At 29.6% G+C, this 21,752-nt stretch carries 22 protein-coding genes and 3 tRNA genes; 3 read left to right on the top strand and 22 right to left on the bottom strand.

Features of this window, described 5'->3' with window-relative positions:
- Window positions 1-47 precede the first annotated feature (47 nt).
- From MARPI_RS01770 to MARPI_RS01710, 13 genes are all read right to left on the bottom strand, one after another.
- Window positions 48-134: transfer RNA gene (locus MARPI_RS01770), tRNA-Leu, on the bottom strand.
- Between the two features lie 22 nt (window positions 135-156).
- Window positions 157-840, bottom strand: coding sequence for a redox-sensing transcriptional repressor Rex (locus MARPI_RS01765; RefSeq protein ID WP_014295880.1), 684 nt, complete (start codon window positions 838-840; stop codon window positions 157-159).
- A gap of 23 nt (window positions 841-863) precedes the next feature.
- Entirely contained in the window at window positions 864-3,347 is a 2,484-nt protein-coding gene (gene leuS / locus MARPI_RS01760) for a leucine--tRNA ligase (RefSeq protein WP_041638726.1), read from the bottom strand.
- A gap of 69 nt (window positions 3,348-3,416) precedes the next feature.
- Complete coding sequence (locus MARPI_RS01755) at window positions 3,417-4,040, bottom strand: hypothetical protein (protein ID WP_014295878.1); 624 nt, start codon at window positions 4,038-4,040, stop codon at window positions 3,417-3,419.
- Window positions 4,037-4,666: a sigma-70 family RNA polymerase sigma factor gene (locus tag MARPI_RS01750; protein ID WP_014295877.1), complete on the bottom strand. Its 630-nt coding sequence runs from the start codon at window positions 4,664-4,666 to the stop codon at window positions 4,037-4,039. The genes MARPI_RS01755 and MARPI_RS01750 overlap by 4 nt, the downstream gene beginning before the upstream one ends.
- Before the next feature lies 1 nt (window position 4,667).
- A complete protein-coding gene (locus MARPI_RS01745) occupies window positions 4,668-5,414 on the bottom strand; it encodes a class I SAM-dependent methyltransferase (protein ID WP_014295876.1) in 747 nt (248 codons plus the stop codon).
- Window positions 5,415-5,479: 65 nt separating this feature from the next.
- A tRNA-Thr gene (locus MARPI_RS01740) sits at window positions 5,480-5,557 on the bottom strand.
- Between the two features lie 98 nt (window positions 5,558-5,655).
- The gene (gene pduL / locus MARPI_RS01735; RefSeq protein ID WP_014295875.1) at window positions 5,656-6,243 is read right to left on the bottom strand and encodes a phosphate propanoyltransferase; all 588 of its coding nucleotides are present in this window, start codon (window positions 6,241-6,243) and stop codon (window positions 5,656-5,658) included.
- A gap of 18 nt (window positions 6,244-6,261) precedes the next feature.
- On the bottom strand, window positions 6,262-7,383 hold the full coding sequence (gene yqeH, locus MARPI_RS01730) for a ribosome biogenesis GTPase YqeH (protein ID WP_014295874.1): 1,122 nt from the start codon (window positions 7,381-7,383) through the stop codon (window positions 6,262-6,264).
- A gap of 17 nt (window positions 7,384-7,400) precedes the next feature.
- Window positions 7,401-8,171, bottom strand: coding sequence for a YdcF family protein (locus MARPI_RS01725; protein WP_014295873.1), 771 nt, complete (start codon window positions 8,169-8,171; stop codon window positions 7,401-7,403).
- A gap of 27 nt (window positions 8,172-8,198) precedes the next feature.
- Window positions 8,199-9,107 (bottom strand): UDP-N-acetylmuramate dehydrogenase, encoded by a 909-nt coding sequence (gene murB, locus MARPI_RS01720; protein ID WP_014295872.1) that lies wholly within the window; start codon window positions 9,105-9,107, stop codon window positions 8,199-8,201.
- A complete protein-coding gene (locus MARPI_RS01715; protein ID WP_014295871.1) occupies window positions 9,104-9,718 on the bottom strand; it encodes a HEAT repeat domain-containing protein in 615 nt (204 codons plus the stop codon). Before MARPI_RS01715 ends, murB begins: the two co-directional genes overlap by 4 nt.
- A gap of 1 nt (window position 9,719) precedes the next feature.
- Window positions 9,720-11,330 carry a DNA repair protein RecN gene (locus MARPI_RS01710; protein ID WP_014295870.1) on the bottom strand — a complete coding sequence of 537 codons (1,611 nt, stop codon included), beginning with the start codon at window positions 11,328-11,330 and terminating at the stop codon, window positions 9,720-9,722.
- A gap of 157 nt (window positions 11,331-11,487) precedes the next feature.
- Between MARPI_RS01710 and MARPI_RS01705 the strand changes: the two genes are divergently transcribed.
- The 3 genes from MARPI_RS01705 (at window position 11,488) to MARPI_RS01695 (ending at window position 13,054) form a co-directional block, all read left to right on the top strand.
- Entirely contained in the window at window positions 11,488-12,009 is a 522-nt protein-coding gene (locus MARPI_RS01705; RefSeq protein WP_041638434.1) for a DUF402 domain-containing protein, read from the top strand.
- A 66-nt stretch (window positions 12,010-12,075) separates the two neighbouring features.
- Entirely contained in the window at window positions 12,076-12,933 is an 858-nt protein-coding gene (locus MARPI_RS01700) for a sugar transferase (protein ID WP_014295868.1), read from the top strand.
- A gap of 46 nt (window positions 12,934-12,979) precedes the next feature.
- Window positions 12,980-13,054, top strand: a tRNA-Glu gene (locus tag MARPI_RS01695).
- Window positions 13,055-13,118: 64 nt separating this feature from the next.
- Here MARPI_RS01695 and MARPI_RS01690 read toward each other — a convergent pair.
- The 9 genes from MARPI_RS01690 to MARPI_RS01655 all read right to left on the bottom strand — a co-directional run bounded on the left by MARPI_RS01690 (window position 13,119) and on the right by MARPI_RS01655 (window position 21,752).
- Complete coding sequence (locus MARPI_RS01690) at window positions 13,119-13,682, bottom strand: hypothetical protein (protein WP_014295867.1); 564 nt, start codon at window positions 13,680-13,682, stop codon at window positions 13,119-13,121.
- Complete coding sequence (locus MARPI_RS01685) at window positions 13,679-13,978, bottom strand: hypothetical protein (RefSeq protein WP_014295866.1); 300 nt, start codon at window positions 13,976-13,978, stop codon at window positions 13,679-13,681. The genes MARPI_RS01690 and MARPI_RS01685 overlap by 4 nt, the downstream gene beginning before the upstream one ends.
- Window positions 13,965-14,294 carry a phage holin, LLH family gene (locus tag MARPI_RS01680; protein ID WP_014295865.1) on the bottom strand — a complete coding sequence of 110 codons (330 nt, stop codon included), beginning with the start codon at window positions 14,292-14,294 and terminating at the stop codon, window positions 13,965-13,967. Before MARPI_RS01680 ends, MARPI_RS01685 begins: the two co-directional genes overlap by 14 nt.
- A 168-nt stretch (window positions 14,295-14,462) precedes the next feature.
- The gene (locus MARPI_RS01675) at window positions 14,463-14,840 is read right to left on the bottom strand and encodes a hypothetical protein (protein ID WP_014295864.1); all 378 of its coding nucleotides are present in this window, start codon (window positions 14,838-14,840) and stop codon (window positions 14,463-14,465) included.
- Between the two features lie 4 nt (window positions 14,841-14,844).
- The gene (locus MARPI_RS01670; RefSeq protein WP_014295863.1) at window positions 14,845-15,105 is read right to left on the bottom strand and encodes a hypothetical protein; all 261 of its coding nucleotides are present in this window, start codon (window positions 15,103-15,105) and stop codon (window positions 14,845-14,847) included.
- Window positions 15,106-15,109: 4 nt separating this feature from the next.
- Window positions 15,110-15,877 carry a metallophosphoesterase gene (locus tag MARPI_RS01665; RefSeq protein ID WP_014295862.1) on the bottom strand — a complete coding sequence of 256 codons (768 nt, stop codon included), beginning with the start codon at window positions 15,875-15,877 and terminating at the stop codon, window positions 15,110-15,112.
- Window positions 15,878-15,924: 47 nt separating this feature from the next.
- Complete coding sequence (locus tag MARPI_RS11060; protein WP_014295861.1) at window positions 15,925-16,086, bottom strand: hypothetical protein; 162 nt, start codon at window positions 16,084-16,086, stop codon at window positions 15,925-15,927.
- 14 nt (window positions 16,087-16,100) lie between these two features.
- A complete protein-coding gene (locus MARPI_RS01660; RefSeq protein ID WP_014295860.1) occupies window positions 16,101-20,111 on the bottom strand; it encodes a phage tail protein in 4,011 nt (1,336 codons plus the stop codon).
- Between the two features lie 510 nt (window positions 20,112-20,621).
- The gene (locus MARPI_RS01655) at window positions 20,622-21,752 is read right to left on the bottom strand and encodes a hypothetical protein (RefSeq protein WP_014295859.1); all 1,131 of its coding nucleotides are present in this window, start codon (window positions 21,750-21,752) and stop codon (window positions 20,622-20,624) included.

The following is a 21,752-nucleotide window of genomic DNA, read 5'->3' as shown; positions in this document are numbered from 1 at the left end:
AGTATAAAAAATAATTAATAGAAAAAACCGGCATTTAGCCGGTTTGGTGGTGCCGAGAGCGGGACTTGAACCCGCACGGGCAAAAGCCCATATGATCCTGAGTCATACGCGTCTGCCAGTTCCGCCATCTCGGCACAATTTTATTTTTGAATGACTTTATTGTTCTTCAGTATTATTATTGTTTTCTTCGACAACTTCGTATATTTCTTTATATTGAGAAACAATTTCATAAGTTAATGCCTTTAATGAAACTGTGAAATCAACATTTTCAACAGCAATATTTTCCGGCAATTGTAAAGCTATAGGTGTAAAATTCAAAATTCCCTTTATTCCTGTTTCAACTAACTGATCAGCAACCTTTTGTGCAGTTTTACCAGGAACTGATAATATAGCGATTTCTATATTTTTTTCAGAACAAACTTTTTTTAACTCTTTGATATCATACACAAGAACTCCTGCGGCGATTTGAGTTCCGATTTTTTTCTTATCTTTATCAAAAGCAGCTTTTATAAAGAAACCATTTTGTTCCAAACCGGTATAATTTGCAATAGCTGAACCAAGATTACCTACACCAATGATAGCTACATTCCATCTTCTGTGTAAACCAAGAATATTTTTAATTGACTTCATTAGTTTTGGAATATCGTATCCTACACCGCGTTTTCCAAATTCTCCAAAATAAGATAAGTCTTTTCTTATTTGACTTGCTTTTATTCCAAGTGATTCTGCAAGGTCTTTAGATGATGTTTTTTTTATTCCAGCACTTTCCTTGTTTTCGAGGCATCTATAATATATTGCCAATCTTTTAATTGTTGGTTTAGGTATTTTTGGATTTTTCATAATTACCCCCTGCCTATAAAAATTTATTTATTTTTCACAACGATATTTAATAATTTTCCTTTTACAAGGATAACCTTTTTAATTTCTGCATTTTCTACATATTTTTTAATTTTATCTAATTCAAATGCTTTTTCTTTTATTTCATCTTCGCTTGCAGATGCATCAACAATCATTTTATCTCTAACTTTTCCATTAATCTGGATAACAATTTCAATTTCATCAACTTTTAGAGCTTCTTCATCAACTGTAGGCCACTGTGCATTTAGCACGAAATCTTCATGTCCCATCATTTCCCACAATTCTTCAGCAAGATGTGGCGCAAATGGTGAAATAAGTATAACAAAATCTTCAGATAATTCTTTAAGTAAATCTTTATTCCATTTTTCTTGTGGAACAGAATTTAGATAGGCATTTAATTCGTTAATAAGCTCCATCATACCACTAATTGCTGTGTTGAATTGGAAGTTCTTTTCAATATCATTTGTTATCTTTTTAATCATTTGATGTAATTTTCTTCTTAAATTCTTCTCTTCTTTTGTTGTTAAGTTGATATTATTAATATTGCCATCTTTTGAGAATTCAATGATCTTTGTCATTGAATTCCACACTTTATTCATGAATCTTGCAACACCTTCTAATCCTGCATCATTCCATTCAGCATCTTTTTCAGGAGGACCCATAAATAACATGTATAATCTCAAGGTATCAGCACCGTATTTTTCTATCATTTCATCTGGTGAAACTACATTTCCCTTAGATTTTGACATTTTTGCTCCGTCTTTGTAAATCATACCCTGAGTAAAGAGATTTGAGAATGGTTCTTCAAAATTAACATAACCAAGATCATGAAGAACCTTTGTTATAAATCTTGAGTAAAGCAAATGCAATATAGCGTGTTCTACACCACCAATATATTGATCTACGGGAAGCCAGTAATTTACGTCATCTGAATCGAATGGTTTGTCCTCCATTTTTGGATTAATATATCTCAAATAATACCAGCTACTGTCAACAAATGTATCCATTGTATCAACTTCTCTTCGTGCGGGACCTCCACACTTTGGACATGTTGTATTTATAAAATCTTCGTTTGTTGCCAATGGACTTTTTCCAGTAGGTTCGAATTTTACATCTGTAGGTAATTTTACAGGTAAATCCTTTTCAGGAACAGGAACTGTTCCACATTTTTCACAATACACTACAGGTATAGGTGCTCCCCAGTATCTCTGTCTTGAAATTAACCAGTCTCTTAATTTGTATTGAATACTTTTTTTACCATAACCATTTTCTTCAAGCCACTCTACAATTTTTGTAAGAGCTTCTCTGTTTTTCATTCCATTGAATTTGTCGGAATTAATCATTATTCCATCTTCTGTGAAAGCTTCTTCTAAATCTTCTGCTTTTAATTCTTTATCTTTTGGAGTAATAACAACTCTAATTGGAAGATTGAATTCTTTAGCGAATTCAAAGTCCCTCTGGTCATGAGCTGGGACAGCCATAATAGCACCAGTTCCATATTCAAATAAAATGTAATTAGCAACGTATATAGGGATTTTTTCTCCATTTACAGGATTAACAGCATAACTTCCAGTAAATGCACCATCTTTTTTAGCTCCCTGCGCAATTCTCTTAAATTTATCTTCTTTATTTACTCTATTTAAGAATGATTCTACTTCTTCTTTTTGTTCAGGGGTTGTTAATTCTTCAACGAGTGGTGATTCTGGAGCTAATGCCATAAATGTAACGCCCCATAATGTATCAGGTCTTGTTGTAAATACTTTTAATTCTTTATCTGTTCCGTCGATTTTAAAGTTAACTTCAGCACCAACACTTTTTCCTATCCAGTTTTTCTGCATTACTTTTACATTTTCAGGCCATCCTTCAAGTTTTTCAAGATCATTTAACAATCTTTCAGAGTAATCTGTTATTTTGAAATACCATTGTTCAAGTTTTTTCATTTCAATATCTGTTCCACATCTTTCACATTTCCCATTAACTACCTGTTCATTTGCAAGAACAGTTTTACAGCTTGGACACCAGTTTACAGCTGCATGTTTTTTGTATGCAAGTCCTTTTTCGTATAATTTTAAGAATATCCATTGTGTCCATTTATAATAATCTTCTGTACATGTAGCAATTTCTCTATCCCAATCATAACTTATACCGATTTTTTTAATCTGTTCTCTAATCGTTTCAATATTTTTAAATGTCCATTCTCCAGGATTTACGTTACGTTTTATTGCTGCATTTTCTGCAGGTAATCCAAATGCATCATAACCAAAAGGATGCAAAACATTGTATCCCTGCATTTTTTTATATCTTGCAACAACATCACCTATAACATAATTTTTAACGTGTCCAACATGAATAGTTCCTGAAGGATAAGGGAACATTGTGAGTACATAATATTTTTCTTTTTCATTCCTTTGTTCCGTTTTAAAAACATTTTTATCGGACCATTTTTTTTGCCATTTTTTCTCTATTTGAATATGATCGAATTCCATGATCTTCCCTCCTATTACCCAAGTGATAACTTTCTCATTTATTATACCAGATTTTTTGTGAAATATCAAATTTTATTTACCTCTTATTGTTGGAATATAAAGGTTTAGGTCCTCTGAAATATTATCAAGCTTTGAAGAAGGCATTTTTTTTAATCTGCGTTGGCCAGGTTCTTGAATTAAAAAGTAAACATTATCTGGATTTGCTGTTTGTATTTTGGCGTCATAAGGTATATCAATTGTATATGAGGTTTTTACAGACGGATCTTTAAAAAAATAAAATTTATAAGGATTTAATCCTGGTTTTAGCATTCCCTGAAATATATATTTGCTATTTTTATTTTTAATTCCTATCCAGACTTCTCTTGAGCCGGTAATATATATTTGAAAGTATCCTACATTCTGATCTTCCTGAGCTAGAGTTAGAAGTTTTTCAAGGTCGCTTAGATGTTTTTCAAGGTTTGTTTTATAGTTTATAAATTTTTCAACAACGCCATTAGGAGCAAAATATTTTTCTAATTCTGATAGTTTCAAATTCATTTGTGAAAGTGAGTCAGTTACCTTGGCATTTTGTCTATTGAACATACTTTCCATATAATTTTTGAATTTAGCATATCTAAATTCATTAGAAATTGATAATGTAATAGATATTATTGAAAGCAATATTGCTATGTATAAAAGAATGCGTGTGAACTTCATAATGTCCCTCCATTGGATATGGTATTATTTACATATTTCATTACTCTATTTGCTATTTTTTTGAATTTTTGAATGGTATTATCAACCTTTTTCTTTGGAACGCCAATATTTTGTGAAATTTCATCGTATGAATTATTTTCCAACCACATTTTTACAATATCTTTTTCCAGGTCTTTCATTTGATCTATAGTTCTTTCAAAAATATAATTATATATAGCCGATTGATGAAGATCAACTTCTGAAGGTACTTCAAAGTAATAATCGGAATCTTCAGAATAGTTTTCAAACATTGATTCAATACTTACAGCATCAGAAAGAACTTTATTTTTTTCTCTGTTGAGATATGTAATAAAAGATTTTATTTCAGAAGAAATATTAAGATAAGCAAATGTAGAGAATTTGGTGGTTTTTTCTTCATTATATGAATAGACAGCCTGAATTAATCCAACATAACCAATTTGCATTAAATCTTGAAATTCTGCCCAGGCACCAAAATATTTAGAAGCAATAGATATGATCATTGGCTCGAATTTAGCAATGATCATATTTAATGCTTCATTATCTCCAGCTTGTGCTAATTTAACAAGTGCTTTTTCTCTTAAGGTACGTAATTTATATTTACTCATATTATTTCACAACCATATATAAAAGGTGTTCAGCAGTATCATAAAAACTTTTTGAAAAATGCAATTCTAATTCTAATACGTCAGCCCAATATTTTGAGAAATCTTCATTAAATTCCCAGGTAAATGGCATTATTGAGAAAATATCAACTTTTTTAAATTTTTTGTGTAAAAGATTATATAAGGAATCATAAGTAAAAAGGTTAGATTTAAATGACATTATATTTGAAACCCCCACCTTCGCAGTTTTGAATTTCTCCATTGATTTTATTATACCAAATTCTTTTGAAAAAAAAGCATCGAGGATAAATTTATTTAAATTATCGACAGTTCCAATAAAGATACCGTCTTTTTTTAAAACACGGTATACTTCTGAGATAAATAAGTTTATATCTTCAGAATAGCTTAATACATCTCCCATAGCAATTATAATATCAAATGAGGAATTTTCAAAAGGTAAATTTTCTCCAATTCCTTTAAAAACTTTTAAATTTGTTTTTTTAAATCTTTCTTTAAGCATATTAACCATATTTTCAGCAGGTTCTAAGGCATAAACATCGAAACCGTTATCAAGGAAAATTTTACTCCAAAAACCAGTTCCTGCTCCAATGTCGAGCAATTTTCCATTAGAAATATCTATATTATTAAAAATAATTTTTTCAGAAACAGCATTATGCATTTGCCAGTATGAATCCTCATACATTTCATCATATTCTTTTGCTATTTTGTTGTAATATTCCCATGATTTCATAAATGTTCCTCCAGAGAAAAATAAAAATATAAAATAAAAACCCCGAATTAATCGGGGTGTTACTATGGAGCAGGTGATGGGACTCGAACCCACAACCTCTGCCTTACCAAGGCAGCGCTCTAACCTGTTGAAGCTACACCTGCAAACCCAGTCTATTATACTATAAACTTATAAAATAGTCAAGAGTTTTTCTAAAAAAATAATCTATAAAAATAAAGAAAAGCCGGTTTTACCCGGCTTCTTATAATTCAACTATTTTAACTTCATCTCCTGTTTTTAATAAAGCAGCATTTGCTTCATCTGTATCAACATGAAATTCTAAAGCATATTTTGGACTTACCCTTACTAAAACGTCACCAAAAATAAGTTTTCTATCACCTTTATCAACAATTACATATACAAGGTCTTTATCTTTAACGCCATATTTTTCTGCATCTTCTGGTAACATGTGAATATGTCTTTTTGCAAGAATTAAACCTTTTTTAATTTCAACTGAACCTTTTGGTCCTATTAATTTAATTCCAGGTGTTCCATCTAAGTCTCCTGAATCTCTAACAGGTGCTGTTACTCCTAATTTGAAAGCATCTGTTTGTGAAATTTCAACCTGTGTTTCTTTTCTAACAGGACCTAAAACTCTTACTCTTTCTATTTTTCCTTTAGGGCCTTCAAGAGTAACAACTTCTTCAGCTGCATACTGACCTGGCTGTTTTAAATCTTTAATTGGATGTAATTCATATCCTTCACCGAATAAAATTTCTAAATCTTCTTTTGAAAGATGAACATGTCTGTTTGAAACGCCAACAACAATACCTGGTTCCTTTACTTTCATTATAATACACCTCCGTATTTAAATAATATTTCCTTTTTTAGGAGAAATTAAAGGTTTTCTTATTACCATTTCTATATTTTTAGGTTTTACTACTTCAATATTCAAAGGACCTCTTCTTACAGATATCCACCCAAGGCCCGGCAATGCCAACTCTTCGTTTTCTTCAATCATCACTATTTCCTTTTCATATTCAATATCTAAAGGATAATTTTTCTCATATGGCGGATATAAAACTTCGCCTATTCTATTTTGCAATAAATCTTCCACGCGTTCTTCTTTGGTTTGATGGAAAGAAATATTTTCAGGTGCAAATATTAAGAATATTGGTTTTAAATCATCATGAGCAGGTGATAATATCTTAAATCTAAATAGTGAACTGATAAATATAACTTTTCCAACGTCGGGTTTAAATGTTTTTCTGCTAATAGTTCTTTTAGGAATCATTTCAACCTGAGTGTATATGTCAAAAAAATCTGTAAATCTATTATTTGTTTCAATTCCAGGTGTATCATATAATTCAATACCATAATCAGGAATTTTTCTCCTTACAACTCCTAAAGTTGTTCCTGGAAATGAACTTGTTGTTATTTTTACATTTGTTATTGTATTAAGTAAAGATGATTTCCCAACATTTGTTGTGCCAACAACAATAGCCTTATTAATATTTTGCCCTTTTAAAATCTTCATCAATCTATTTATACCAAAATTCTTTTTCGCACTTATTAAACGAATATTATCTTTTTTAATATTTAAGTCATTTTTTACTCTTTCTAATACCCAATCCTTTAATTCAGCAAAAGCAACGCTTTTGGGAAGTAGATCAACTTTGTTGATGATTAAGAATACATTTTTATCTTTTACTAATTCAAGTATTTGCTTGTCATAGGTACCTTCAAAATCAATTATATCAATAACCCATAGAACGGTATCGAAATTCTTGATAATCTTTTTTAATTCAGAAAGGAAATTAATATCGATTTTCATAGGCATTAATTCGCCATAATGTTTTAATTTAAAACATCTCTGGCATAATGCTTCTTCTTCATTTGAAAGGAATTTCTCAAAAACATGTTCAGGTAAAAAACCAGGCTTTTGAGGGTCAACAGTTTGTATTTCAACTCCGCAACCGTGACATTTCATATACAATCACCCCATTTTTATTTTGTTATTGAAAAGAAAATTAAACCAAGATATTCATGAAATGCGAGCGCATTAGCATATAATGCAGATATATCAGGTTTAAAATCTATCCATGTAACTTTTCCTCTGGTAACTAAATAGTTTGAAGGAACAGGAATAATTTCAACATCTTTTATATATGTTTTAAAAATTTTATATGAACGTGGTAAATGAATAGCCGATGTAACAAGATATACCTTTTCTAATTTCATATTATCAATTAAGTTTTTTACAAAAATAGCATTTTCTTTTGTTGTCATCGAATCAGGTTCCATAAATATGTCTGATGGTGAAACCCCAAATCTTACAAGATATTCCCTCATTACTAATGCTTCTGGTATATAATCAGTTTCTGGTAAACTTCCACCGCTAATGACTATAGGAAATTTTGTATTTTTATATAATTCATATCCCTTAAAAACCCTTTTGAAAGCCTGATCAGATAATTCTCCTATTTCTTCACCAGGAATGTTTTGAATAGAACCTCCACCGAGAATCACTATTATAGAAGGAATATTTTTATCTATTTTTTCATAGTTAATTGGTGGATATAAATCTTCCAAAGGGCGAGTAATATATCTTGCACTATATGGAATTGATAATAGGTAAATTATAGCCGCGACAATTATAACATACTTTTTGAAATTTTTCTGTTCCTTTGATTTTAATAAAAGGAGAATTACAAGGGCAACAAATAAACCCGGTAATTCAATAAAAGATTGTATAATTTTTCTTAGTATTATTACCATAAAACCCTCCTTTTAGCATTTGAAAAATTAATCCCAGATTTCCGGTTCAACTTTTAAGTCTTTATTATATTTTTCTTTAACAATTTTTTTTACATGATTAATAAGTTGCTGAACATCTTCAAAAGTAGCATTTTCTTTATTTATAATAAAACCTCCGTGTTTTTCGGAAATTTGAGCTCCTCCAATTGAAAATCCTTTTAAATTGAGTTTTTCAATTGTGGTGCCTACATAAAAAGTTGGTTCTGGTCGCTTGAATATGCTTCCTGCACTTGGATATTCTAAAGGTTGTTTACTCCAGCGCTTTTCCAACAAATTAAAAATCTCTTGTTTTATTTTTTCATGAATTCCCTTTTTTAATGCAATTGTTGCCCCTAAAATAATCAGATTATTTTTCTGAAAAATACTTGTTCTATAACCAAACTTACAGTTTGAATTACCTAAAAAAAGTATTTTTTTTGATTTTAGATCATAAACTTCAACAGTTTCGATTATGTTTTTCATTTCTCCACCATAAGCACCGGCGTTCATAAATATTGCACCGCCTAAACTTCCGGGAATTCCACATGCAAATTCCATTCCGCTTAAACTATTTTCCAATGCTATAAAAGACAATCTTGAAAGCGGAATTCCACTTTCAGCAATAATTTTTTCATTTTCAATTTCATATCCAGAAATATATTCAGTACTTATAACAACAAAATCATGAAATTTATCGCTAACAATTAAATTAGCACCACCACCTATTATTTTATACTCTATATTATTTTTATCAAGATAATTCAAAACCTCAATAAAAATATTTTTTGTTTTTGGAGTAACATATAATGCTACTTTTCCCCCAATTCTAAATGTTGTGTGTTTAGACATGGGTTCGTTTATTAAAACATTACAACCCATAAGATATAAATCTTTTGCTATTGTTTCAAGGTTGTTCATTTCAACATCCACTCCAGCATTTCTGATATTTCATCACCTGCTGGATGTTCTTTAACTATAGGTAATAAATCTTTATTTTTCACCAACATTTTTTGTATAGAATCAAGAATTAATGCTTTTTGCTGTTTAGAAATATTTTCAGTATATTTATTGAGTAAATAGTTAATGCTTTTGCTAACAGGAAGTTCAGCCATTGCCATAACAGCCAATTCCTGTATTTCGCCTTCATCGTTTAAATAAGTAGCAAGAATATCAAGATATTTCTCATCTTTTGTTAGTCTTAATAGTGCTTCTATGATTATTGGAAAAGCTCTTTCATCAGAATAAAGTTCGAGCATTCTTTCAAGATATGGGGCTAATTCTTTACATTCTAATTCTGATAAGATGTCTATTAAATATAACATGACTACATCATCAAGATTTTTTTGATTGAATCTTTTTAAAAATTCTTTAAATAAGTATTCTTTTGCTTCAGCACCCATTATATCTATTATATCCATTATTAGTTCATATGTTTCAGCATCACTGTCTTCCATCATATCAATCAATATAGGAATAGCTGTTACACCTTTTTCCTCGATTATTCTTTGTATAACATCTTCTCTTTTCATATTATTCCACCTCTTTTTCAAATACTATTTCACCATACATTTCTTTTATCTCTTCTATTCTTTCATCTTTGTTTAATTCCTTTAAGTTTGAGAAGGTTATTCCATCCTCTTCGTATTTGTAAATCTTAAAATGTTTATCCGCATAATTGGCAACCTGAGGCATATGTGTTATTACAATTAATTGTTTGTTTTTAGAAAAATCCTTCAATTTTTTACCTATAATATCAGCCATTCTCTGACCAACACCAGAATCAATTTCATCAAAAAGCATTGTTTCGACAATATGCATATCTCCAAGCGCCTTTTCTATAGCTAAAACAATCCTTGAGAGTTCACCGCCTGAAGCAATTTTTTCAATGGGTAATAATGGCGATTGTTTAGTAGTTTTAGCTTTTAATCTTATACTATATGTTCCATATCTTGAAGGTTCTTCTAATTTTGAAAATTCAAACTTAATTTCTGTATGTTCCATATTTAAATTTTTGAGTTCTGTTTTAATGGATTTTTCGATTTTTTTAAGAACCTTTTCCCCCTGAATCTTTATTTCTTCACCAATTTTGAATAACTCTTTTTTTATTTTGTCCATAGTTGGTTTTAATTCATTTATAAGCTTTTCCAATGAAAGAAGATCATCTAATTCTTTTTTAAATGAATTATAATGTTCAAAGACATCCTCAAGAGTAGGCCCATATTTTCTTTTTAAATTATTGATTTCGCTTAATCTATTTGATATTTCTTCAAATTTTTCCGGGTCACTTTCAATTTCGTATAATTTATTTTCAACTTCACTGTATAATTCGTTTATTAAATCCTGAATTGAAACGGCAATATCGAGTTCTGAAGAATATCCATATTCAGAAATATCAGATAAATCATCAACAACTTCTCCAATTAAAACATCTATGTTTTCTTCTTCATCTTTTAATAAAGCTAATGTTTTCGAAAGTTTATTCTTGATTTCTTCTATATTGCTTAATTTCTTATATTCTTCACGTAATTTTTCATCTTCATCTTCTTCTGGGGAAATGCTTTTTATTTCGTCAATTTGGTATTTTAATATATCAATTTTTCTATAAATTTCAGAAGGATCATCAGGAATTTTACTCATTTTGTTTTTTAAAGTAGTATATTCTTTAAATTTTAAATTATATTTTTCAATAAGAGAATTCAATTCCTTTTTTAGTATATTATATGCCAATAAATTGTGATATGAAGGTGTCCTTAATAATACTTGGGAATCTTGAGTATGAACTTCCATAACATATGAACCAATTTTTTCTAAAAAACTTTTTGGGATAATAGTTCCATTAGCTCTAAAGACAGCTCTTTTTTCGGTGAAATTTACATTTAAAATAATCTCGTCATTTTCTAAATTTAAAAAATCTTCAATTTCTTTTTTTATTTCATCAGAAACAGTAATAAAAGCTGAAATAGATCCATTTTCTCCTCTCAAGTTTTTTGGTATATTACCACTTAATAATGATATTAGGGCTTTAATAAACATGGATTTTCCAGCACCAGATTCTCCGGTTATAACATTTAACCCTTCGGAGAAATCAACAGAAATATCTTTAAATAATCCAAAATTTTTTATTGATAATGAATGAATCATATGGCACCTCCAACATCCGTAGATTATTTATATTTTACCTCATTTTCTTTAATTTTAGAAATCATTGTAATGAATTCAAAAATTTGACGATTGTAATCATTTATGTTATAATAAATTTAACCTTAATTTTACTTTAGTTTAAGAGGGAGAGATGAAAATGAAAGATTATATTTTCTATTTAAATGAAAAAAAAGAAACTCTTGTTTCACCTACAAGAAAAGTAGAGGTTAATATTGATGAAATAATGGAATTTGATAATTATTATGGTATAGAAAGAAAGTGGATAACACTTGATAATCATAATTCCATAGAAAAAATTAAAAGATTAGTTATACCTGAAAAATTAATAATGCTTACCACATTTAAAACAGCTTTTAATTCACCTCTTAAAGATTATTTGATTTACATTGACTTCGGTAAATATTCATCAAAAAATAACAGTATTGAATTTATAGATTTAGAATTGGATATTATTATAAAAAGAGATTTGAAATTTGTAATTGATGATATGGATGAATTGATTTTGGAATATAGAAGAAAAAATATCCAGCAATCTGATTTCTTTAATGTATTGGAATATAGCACATTTTTAATAAATCATTTTGAACAACTTGGTGTTTTAAACACATTAAAACAAAATTTGTCTGATGAATCTATTGAATGGTTATTAAATATTTAGGATTATTTAAAACTACGATGAAATATTTATTGAAGCCTATTTAATGTAAATTCAGGAGCGATTAAAATGAAATATCTTGTAATTGGTAAAAAGGAAGATTTTCAAAAAATATTAGATGAAATAACACTAAAAACAAATAATAAAATGCAATTTGGCGGATATTTAAATCCGAATCCGACCTCGTTTAAAGAAAACCTAAAGTATTTTGATAGGATTTTAATTGCCGATCCTTCACTGGAACATTATATAAAAAAAGAGTTAGAAGATGCACAAAAGAATGGTTATATTATAGAAATATTACCTGAAATTGCTGAAAAATATTTACAGAGAATTCCTTTAATTGTATTAAAAAAATTCAAATATTATTATTCTGAATTTTTTATTGAAAAAAGTGAAAATAGATTTCTTGATATAATTATAACTTTATTATTTTTAATTATTGCTTCACCATTATTAATAGTAATATATACCATAAACTATTTTATGTTAGGGAAACCTGTAATATTCAAACAAACTCGAGTTGGGAAAAATGAAAAAAAATTTTTGATGTATAAATTTAGAACAATACACAATAATCATATTAATAAATTCTGTAAGTTTTTAAGAAAAACAAGGCTTGACGAATTGCCGCAATTTTTTAATGTATTAAAAGGAAATATGAACTTTATAGGTCCAAGACCGGAAATGATTTCATTTCATGATATGTGCATGGAAAATATAGAATTTTATAATTATCGTCTTTTGGTAAATCCTGGTATTACAGGCTGGGCTCAGGTTAAATTTAAATATACAACAAACCTGGAGGATTATAAAATAAAAACAGAATATGATCTTTATTATGTAAAAAATAAAAGTTTGTTACTCGATATAAAAATATTATTATTAACCTTTTTAGCAATTTTTAAAGATCAAGGTTCTTTATGATATTTACAAATATAAAATTTTATGGTATAATAGGATTGCAATTTATGGCCCCATAGGATAACGGCTAGTCCATCGGATTCTCAGTCCGAGAGTCGGGGTTCGATTCCCCGTGGGGCTACCAGTCAATATCAGTAGAACCACTTACTGAACAATCTGCCCTCATAGATCGAGGGCAGATTTTGTTTTTATATCACTTTTATAAATTCCGGACTTTTAGCAATATCATCTGGGCTTATAAATTCAAGATTATCTTTTATCTTAACTCCAACATCTGCATATATTCTTGCAATCATTTCAGAACATATATAAGCATGTGGATTATCGAAATTCAAACTATTTTCAAAATCTTCTTCATTTGCAACTATTCCTACTATTTCAGAAATGCTATTTAAAATTAAGCTTTGTAGATCATAAGGCTTATTAATGTATTTTGTTGTTTCTCCATTTATAAAAGCTTTCAAATCATCTTTGATTCTTTCTCTAATTACTGCTTTAACTCTCTTATTCCTATGTCTAAAAACATCAAATTTTGAAAGTACTGAAATCGGATATTTTGCAATATGAACTCCATTCAGCCAGCTTGCCATAATATATCCATTTCCAATGTACATCTCAGCGTGAAGATAATCCTGATCCGTTAAATTTTTTATTAATTTTGCTGTGTTCTGCCCCAAAAGAGAGGCGATTATTTTGAAGGTTTCAACACTTTCTGTAGGAAGTAGTAGAATATCCCCAATTTCTAATTTCATTTTCTCACCTTCTCAATTTTTTTAAGTCTTACTAAGAAAGATTTTTTATTATCTATATATACATATTCCTCAACGATGTATCCTGGATACTTCATCGCTAGAATTTGTTTTGCTTCTTCCCAAGAATCAGAATAAACATATACGTCAATTGTAGTATCTTCTTCTTGATTTAAGTATTGTTCCACAACTACTTTACTTTGTTCTGAGTGTTGTAATTCTGTTATAGCGAAAGGCAAAATAAGAGCAATAATTCCAGCTGCAATTACTAACCAAAGTTTCAAATCATTCAAGTTCATTACTTTCATCTCCTTTCTCTAAATTCATATAAAAGACCATGCTTTCAATTATTGTGTCTATTATTCCATCAGAAACGTTAATGTGTAAATCTTTCAGCATGTTTTTAGCAACAGTTTTTGCATATTGCTTTTTTTGATTTCCGTGTAAGTCTTCAATTTTCGATACTTGCTCTACATATTCAACTGCATGTTTTATTACCTTCCTTATAGTTTTAACTTCGCTTTCAAGTTTTTTGGATTTCAATAACGAATTTACAAGGATATACACAACACCAACAGCTACATACACAATAGTTTTTAATAAAACTTCTTCCACAATAACACCTCCCGAAAAGTTTTCTATAAAAGGATTACACGCGCTAAAATTCGAAGATATTAGCGCTGTTTTTATACTTTTATGATTGTTTATATATAAATAAAAAAATAACACCTTTATAGGTGCTATATCTTTTTAAGGTTATATTTTAGTTTATTTTCTTGAATATTACTCAATAATTTTGAAGAATGTATGCTTCACTCCTTCAAATTTTGCAGCTTCAACCTTAAAAATTGTACTCGGTTTTTTCCCTGTTAAATTGAAAAAGAACAGATCACGATATACTGGACTTGATCTTAATTCAATAAATGCTCTATCCACAGCTTTGATACTTTCTTCCATTGCATCTCTTGACACATTGTTTATAACTATTTTCCTATTGTATCCAAGAAAATCTTTTTCTAAAGGATTGAATTTATATTTTTTTTGATGTAACCATCTATTCCAACCAACACAAGCAACAAGGAATTTTTCAAATGCGCTACAATTCTCACACTCTCCCATAACTGCAATAGCAAGCTTTGCTCTATAATCTTCCCAATCCATATTCTCAACCTCCAAAGAACTTTCCAATTAAAAAGCCTATAATTCCTGTTCCTAACGCACTACCTATTGCACCTAATAACCATTTTCCAGCTCTTCGTTCAAGGGCTTCATTCACTTTTTTTGAGATTAAACCATTATGAAGTTCTTCATTTAGTTTATCTATTTTTTGAGTGAGATTTTCGATTTCTTCTTTAAGTTGAAGCAAAATAACATTATGCTCAACGTTTTTTAATTTTAAATCCCCAATTTCTTTTTCATAGTCCATGTTTTCACCTCGCCAAAACTTCAACTTTATGATTTTTTTCTGTATAAAGACGTATTCTAAATATTCCTCTTGCTGTTGGTGCAAGTAATTTCTGCACCGCATATTTTTCATCATTCCATGCTGGAACAGTTACACCCACCACGTCTTTTTTTCGTATCTTTTTGTTCTTGGAATCATACTCAAAAATGGAAAACTTATGCATTTCTGGAATATGTGTATGACCAGCTAAATAAATATCAATGCCAGTAATAACATCAAAAAAATATCTATGCTGTCTCATGCTTCTTTCTGGAAATCTTCCACCGCTTGAACCATGATGACAGGCTATTTTGTAGTTTATTCTATTCTTGCTTCCTCTAAGTTTTTTCCCTTTTTGTTTTAAATTAATATCAACAACCATAAGATCATCGCTATATGGAATACCTTTTTCTTCACATAATAATGCAATTGGATCAACTCCCACTTTTCTCCATGTTCGCCTTTCGTGATTACCACCAACAACTCCCAAAATTCTTTCTCTAAAAGCATTAAATAATGCATTTACCTGTTGGATAGTTTCATGTGGGTTATCTCTTTGTGAATACACATCACCCAAAGAATTTGCAATAGCATTGTCAATTAAATCACCAAGAAAAATTATTTTTGCATTCTTTTCTTGCTCTAATGCTTTAATTATTTTGTTAAAATCTGAAGTTTCACTTCCTAAATGTAAATCTCCTATTGGCAAAATGTCAATATAATCTGTTTCAAATTCGTATGTTGCTACTTCCAAAATTCCACCTCCAAACATGAACAATAAAAAAAGAACCCCGAAGGGTTCTATTTTTCATTAGTTTTCTTTTGAAATTCTTGCTTTAACTTTGAAATTTCGTTTTTTAATTTTTCGTTTTCACTTATAAGTTCATTTATATACTCGATAATATCTTCTATAAACATATTTATATTCATGAACTTTAATTGTATTTTTTCTTTTTTCGTCATCATACACCTCCTAATTAGATAGTAGCTATTTTTTTTACACCATTTGATGTTTTAACATATAAATATCCATTATATTCTGCAATTGTTCCTACAGGACAAGTATTTAAATCACCAGTGTCCATGCGTCCAACTTTTATAGGGAAATAACTACTTAAATAAGGATTTTCTGCAGACTGATAAATAGCTAATAAATCATAATAATTTGCTCCATACCATGTATATCCATGAATAACAAAATCAAGTGATTTAAACTGTAAAAAATACCAACTTGCAGATATACCCATATAATCTGGATTGGATATAAACCTTATGCTTCTATTTTTTCCAGCATGATAAAAATATAAACTAGCACCTTTACCTCCGATTGCACCATCATATATTTCCCACCCACTATCTTCAAATATTATTTCTCCATATTCTGAACTTAATCTTAATGTTGCTCCTTTTATTTCGATATTTGAGCCATCATACTTAAAGTATTTCGAATCATCAGAACCTGAATATCCTAATTGTAATGTTCCATTTGTTAAGTCAAGTTTTGTTTCTCCTGATGAGTTTTGCAACACCCCAGCAGTTAATGTTCCTACATTTGCTGTAAGCGCTGAAAGTTCATTTACGCTTATATGATTTGCATAAACTTTATCTGCTGCTAACAAATCCGCAACTATACTATTTTTTGGAGCATTATCAGGTGTTAGTGTAATTGTAGGCGCAAGGTTTACTTCATCATAACCCACTGGCGTGATTTGATTAATTTCATCTACAAGAGAGTTAGTGAAATAAGCAATTGCTCCAGGAGGAACGCTAAAAGCAGGTTGCATAATTAATTTATCTGCGGTTATAGTTCCAGCTGCTATTCTCTCTGCATCTAAATATCCTGTTTTTATTTTACTTGCGTCTATACTTGCTATTTTAGCGTCATCTACAGCCAAATCTGCTATTTTCGCATTTGTTATTGCTGCATCTTTTATTTTAGCTTCTGCAATACTTGCATCTTTTATATGTGCTTCTTGAATTACACCTGTTGTAATATTTGCAGCATTAGTTATTATTTCATTTGTTCCAACCTTATCTGCAGTAATTGCACTAGCTGCGATTTTATCCGCTGTTATCGCACCTGTTGCTATTTCATTTGCTGTCACTGCTCCTGCTGAAATTTTTTCTGTTGTTATTGCTCCCGTTGCTATTTCATTAGCAGTAATTGCATTTGCTGCTATTTTATCAGTTGTAACTGCGTTTGCATCTAGTTTATCAGTTGTTATTGCATTACTTGCAATTTTATCTGCAGTTATAGCTCCAGCACTTATTTTATCCGAAGTAATTGCGTCTGTTTGAATATGGATCGCTGATATTGAATTAGCGGCTATCTCATTTGCAGTTACTGCACCTGTTGCTATCTTTTCTGTAGTAATTGCTCCTGCAATTATTTTATCTGAAGATATGGAATTAGCTTTTAATTTGGGTGTGGATATAGAATCATCTGCAATTTTGGTTTCTGTTATTGTTCCATTTGGGATATTATCTTCTACTACCTGTATTATGCTGTCAAGATTAACATAATCATATCCCACAGGTTTTAGATTATTAATTTCGTCAAGTAAAGAATTAGTCCAATAAGCTATAGCTCCTGCTGGTAAAGCTAATGCTTTATAACTCAATTTATCATTTAAATCAGGTATTACATTATTATTTAAATTATCTATTTCGTTCTGATTATTTGTTATATCAGTTTGTAAGTTCGGTATTGTTGTATTATTTAGAGTATTTATATCGGCTTGATTTTGTGCTATATTAGCTTCTGCATCATTTAAACGCTGACTTTCTAAATCTTCATCATAAACTTTTGCGGTTGTTGCTGAAACACTTGCGCTCCAATTACTTATATTGCCACTTTCATCGATAGCTCTGATTCTGAAATAATATGTTGTATTTGTATTTCCCGCATATGTGAATTGTGTTGCTGAAACTTTTATTGTTATTACGTTTTGTGTAAATTCGCTATCAGTTGCTACTTGTAATTCATATTCTTTGAAATCTTCTTCTGAGTTTGCATTCCATGAAACCTGTATTTTTTGAAATAATCCTGTGGCAGTTAATCCTGTTGGAACTGCAGGAGGAGTTTCATCTTTTGCACTTGTTATATTTTTTACTGAACTCCAGTTTGATTTCTTCCCCTCTGCATCTAAAGCTCGAACTTTTGCATATATTGTTTTATTTCCAGTTACTTCGATTTTTATTAGAGTATCCGAAATAATTTGGTTATCCCAATGAATTCCATCATATCCCCATGCAAATTCATAACCTATTAAATCACTTTCTGTGTTTGCATCCCAGGATGCTTTTATAAAACTTAATCCGTTCTCGTTTATTGTTGTTAATGATAGATTTAATGGAGTTGCAGGAGCTTTTCCGTCTAAATAGCTTGTTCTATTATCAACCTCATCAGTTTGTGTTTGAAGTGCTTGTACTTGCCCTTGTATTTCTTCGATTTGTGTTTGTTCAGGAGGTTTTACTACTGCATCCGACTTTATAGATTTGGTTATTATTTTATTATTAATATCAAAAGCTATATTTTTCCATTCTGTTATATCGATTACTGTTTCAAACTTTGATGGAGTAAGTTTATGATTAACTTTGTTGATAATGAATATACCATTTGCTATTCCTTTTGGCGCAAGAGAAACATCTATCAAATTTCCAGCGTAAATATCTGGATAAAATTCATTCATTCTAAGATTAAAGTGTATTTCTTTTTCTGAATTACTTTGCGCAACATCGGCAATATTTGAAAGCATACTTTGATTTGAATAATAAGATTTGATTTTTAATTCTGAATCAGGTTCATTAGTTGTATTTGGAAGCACAACATTGTCTAAACTTATTTTCTTTATAGGTCTTCCTTTAAATCCAACATAATCAATTCTATAATCAACACTACTTGAAAGATTTGTAATTTTTAAAACTAGTTTTTCCGGATATGCTGTTAATTCATCAACCCTTATTAATCCGTTGTCATCTCCTTGCTGAAAACTTCCTTTATCTTCAACTATAGTATCTCCTTCATATACTGTTAAAGTTACATATGTATCAAAATCTTTTCCATAGTCACTTGTGTATTCGAGTTCAAATGTAGCCTGTTTTCCAGCTGAAATTATTGCATTATCTCCCTGGAGTTTCGTATCTATAAGTAATTCTGTGTTTGTAGCTCCAATTTCATACCCTTCACTCTCAACAACAATTCTATTATATTTTTTATCTTTAGTTAATTCATAATTTGCAAAATTATTTTCATCAATATTTAGGGCTGTAGCTGGTTCGGTAAAGTTTTCAATTCGAGTTCTATACTTTACTTTCCCTTCCGGACTTACTGATAATCTTCCCTGTGTTGCATTCACTATTTCTTGAATAACCTGCCAATAAGTTTTATCTTGCCCTGCAATAAATACATCAAATGTCGTTGTTAATGATTGAAAATCGTGATAACTGCTATCTATTCCTGCTCTTGTTAATAAGTCTGCTATTATTTCATTTGGTTTCATTGCGGTGTATAATAACGGATATTCTAATTTCTTTTGAGAAGTTATCCATAATAAATCTTTTATTGCTATTTCTGCTTTTTTGTGTTTTTCTGCTATTCCTTGTTGTAATTTCCAGCCATAAAAAATAGGAACATCAATATGAGATGTTCCATTATCAACTCTAACAAGAATTTTAACTTCCCATATTTTATTTAAATAATTATCATTAACAGTTCCATTTATCTTTCCATTTACAGGATCGAAAGTATCATTATATTGCGTTGGAGTGAATTCATTGTTTAAGTTAGCTACTGTGATTTTTGCTTCATCAAATGCAGGTTTGGAAAGAAGTTGAATTCTATTTGTTGTTGTAATTTTTTGAACATAATTACTCAAATCATACCAATTTTGCCCATCTATTTTTGCATAAAATAATATCTTTTTATATCTCGTTGGATCTCTAATATATTGCAAATAACTTTGATCTATGCTCAAAGGCTCGAACATTATTTTCACCTCTCTTAGAAAAAAACATTAGCGGGCTTCAAATAGCCCGCTACTCAGATTAAACCATTTTGACTTTTCTGCATATAACAAAGAGTATTTCTTTTTAATTCTGGTTTGAAGTTTTGTACTTCGATCATTTTCAATTTTTTTAAAAAGTTAGAAATGATTTTTACTATAGTTATTAATTTAAGATACGAATTCTAAAAAAAGAATCCTATCACACTCCCAATTTTAAATATAACATTAATTATTTTATAAATCTTACCAGCATTATCTACCTTTTTTATTTTAAAATTAAGCTAATCCTCAATAGGATCATTTATTTCTAAGGTTAATTCGATAAGTGGCATTTTTTTACTTAGGAAATGTGATTTGAAAAGATGGTACTAAATCTAAATCAAAATCCAAAAAAACTACTTCATGATTTAAACCTCCTTAATATATATTTGCCAATAAGGCATAGATATTATATCATATTGTGTCACATATAAATTAACAAATTTAATTGTATTAAACAATAGGCATTTTTGCCGGAATTGCAAATGGTTTCTTAGCGTTGTAAAGTTCTTGAATGAATTCGTCTGTCCATATGTTTGGATCGTATGCTGCGATAAGAAGGTTGCTAATTTTTCCATTTCCTGAAATTCGCGTTTCTGGGTAAAAACAACTTCCAATCCTAATTTTATTAAAATTTAAAAAGCGTAATTCATTATCGCTTGCTAAAAAAGAACTTAAATCATCGATATCAAATTCACCTGTTTTTTTATTATATTTATAAATTTTAAATAAATCACTATTTAAATCATATATTATAGTATAAAAAATCCAATCTTCATCTGTATATGAAAAAATACCTATAGTATATTTTGATCTATTTTCTGATGTTCCAACTCTCATATCTGTGTTCCAACCATGAAAAATGTTTATAACTTTATCTATTCCGCCGTCTTCTCTATTACCTTGTAATCCTAAGATAGTTTTATCTTGTGAATAGCCATATATTGTTTTGTGCCAAAAGCTTATAACAAAACTATTACCAAAGTTTATAGGAATTTCTAGTAACCCAGCTGTTCTTGTTCCATTCACAAACGATGTTGTAAAGCTTTTATCTTCTGCTTGAACATGTCTTAAATAGACTTTTCCTGTCGAACCTGAAGGATAAAAATAAAATCTCCAGGTATAAACTGTTATTGATAAATTTGGTTTAACAGGAAATTCTTTAACTCCTGAACTTCTATGCCAATTACCATCTTTTATTGTTCCGTATATACCACTTCCATAGTTATAAGAGCCATCAGACCATTTAATATAAAATTCTGAGTAAATATAGCCTGATGTTCCAGGATCAATTTTATATTCATATGATAGTGCGAGTTCATGCGAATTATTACCAGTATTATCAGTATTTAAAATATCCAGATTTTTAAAAGAAAAACCTACAAAATAATAAACACCTTCACTAGCTTCCCATATAAATTCAGAATCATTAACTCCATCATAATATGTTAATAAATTCTCCGTACCTTCTTCCACTGCAAAACTTTTTACACCTTCAAAGGGAATATCGTCATCTCTGAGTGTTACACAAAGACTGCCATCATCGTTATAAATGAGGTTGTAAGGTGTTTTTATCAAAGCCAT

Origin of the sequence: Marinitoga piezophila KA3, from assembly GCF_000255135.1 — a bacterium.
Classification (GTDB): Bacteria; Thermotogota; Thermotogae; order Petrotogales; family Petrotogaceae; genus Marinitoga; species Marinitoga piezophila.
Note: the sequence above shows the minus strand (reverse complement) of the source record. Positions and strands in the feature narration are given on the sequence as shown.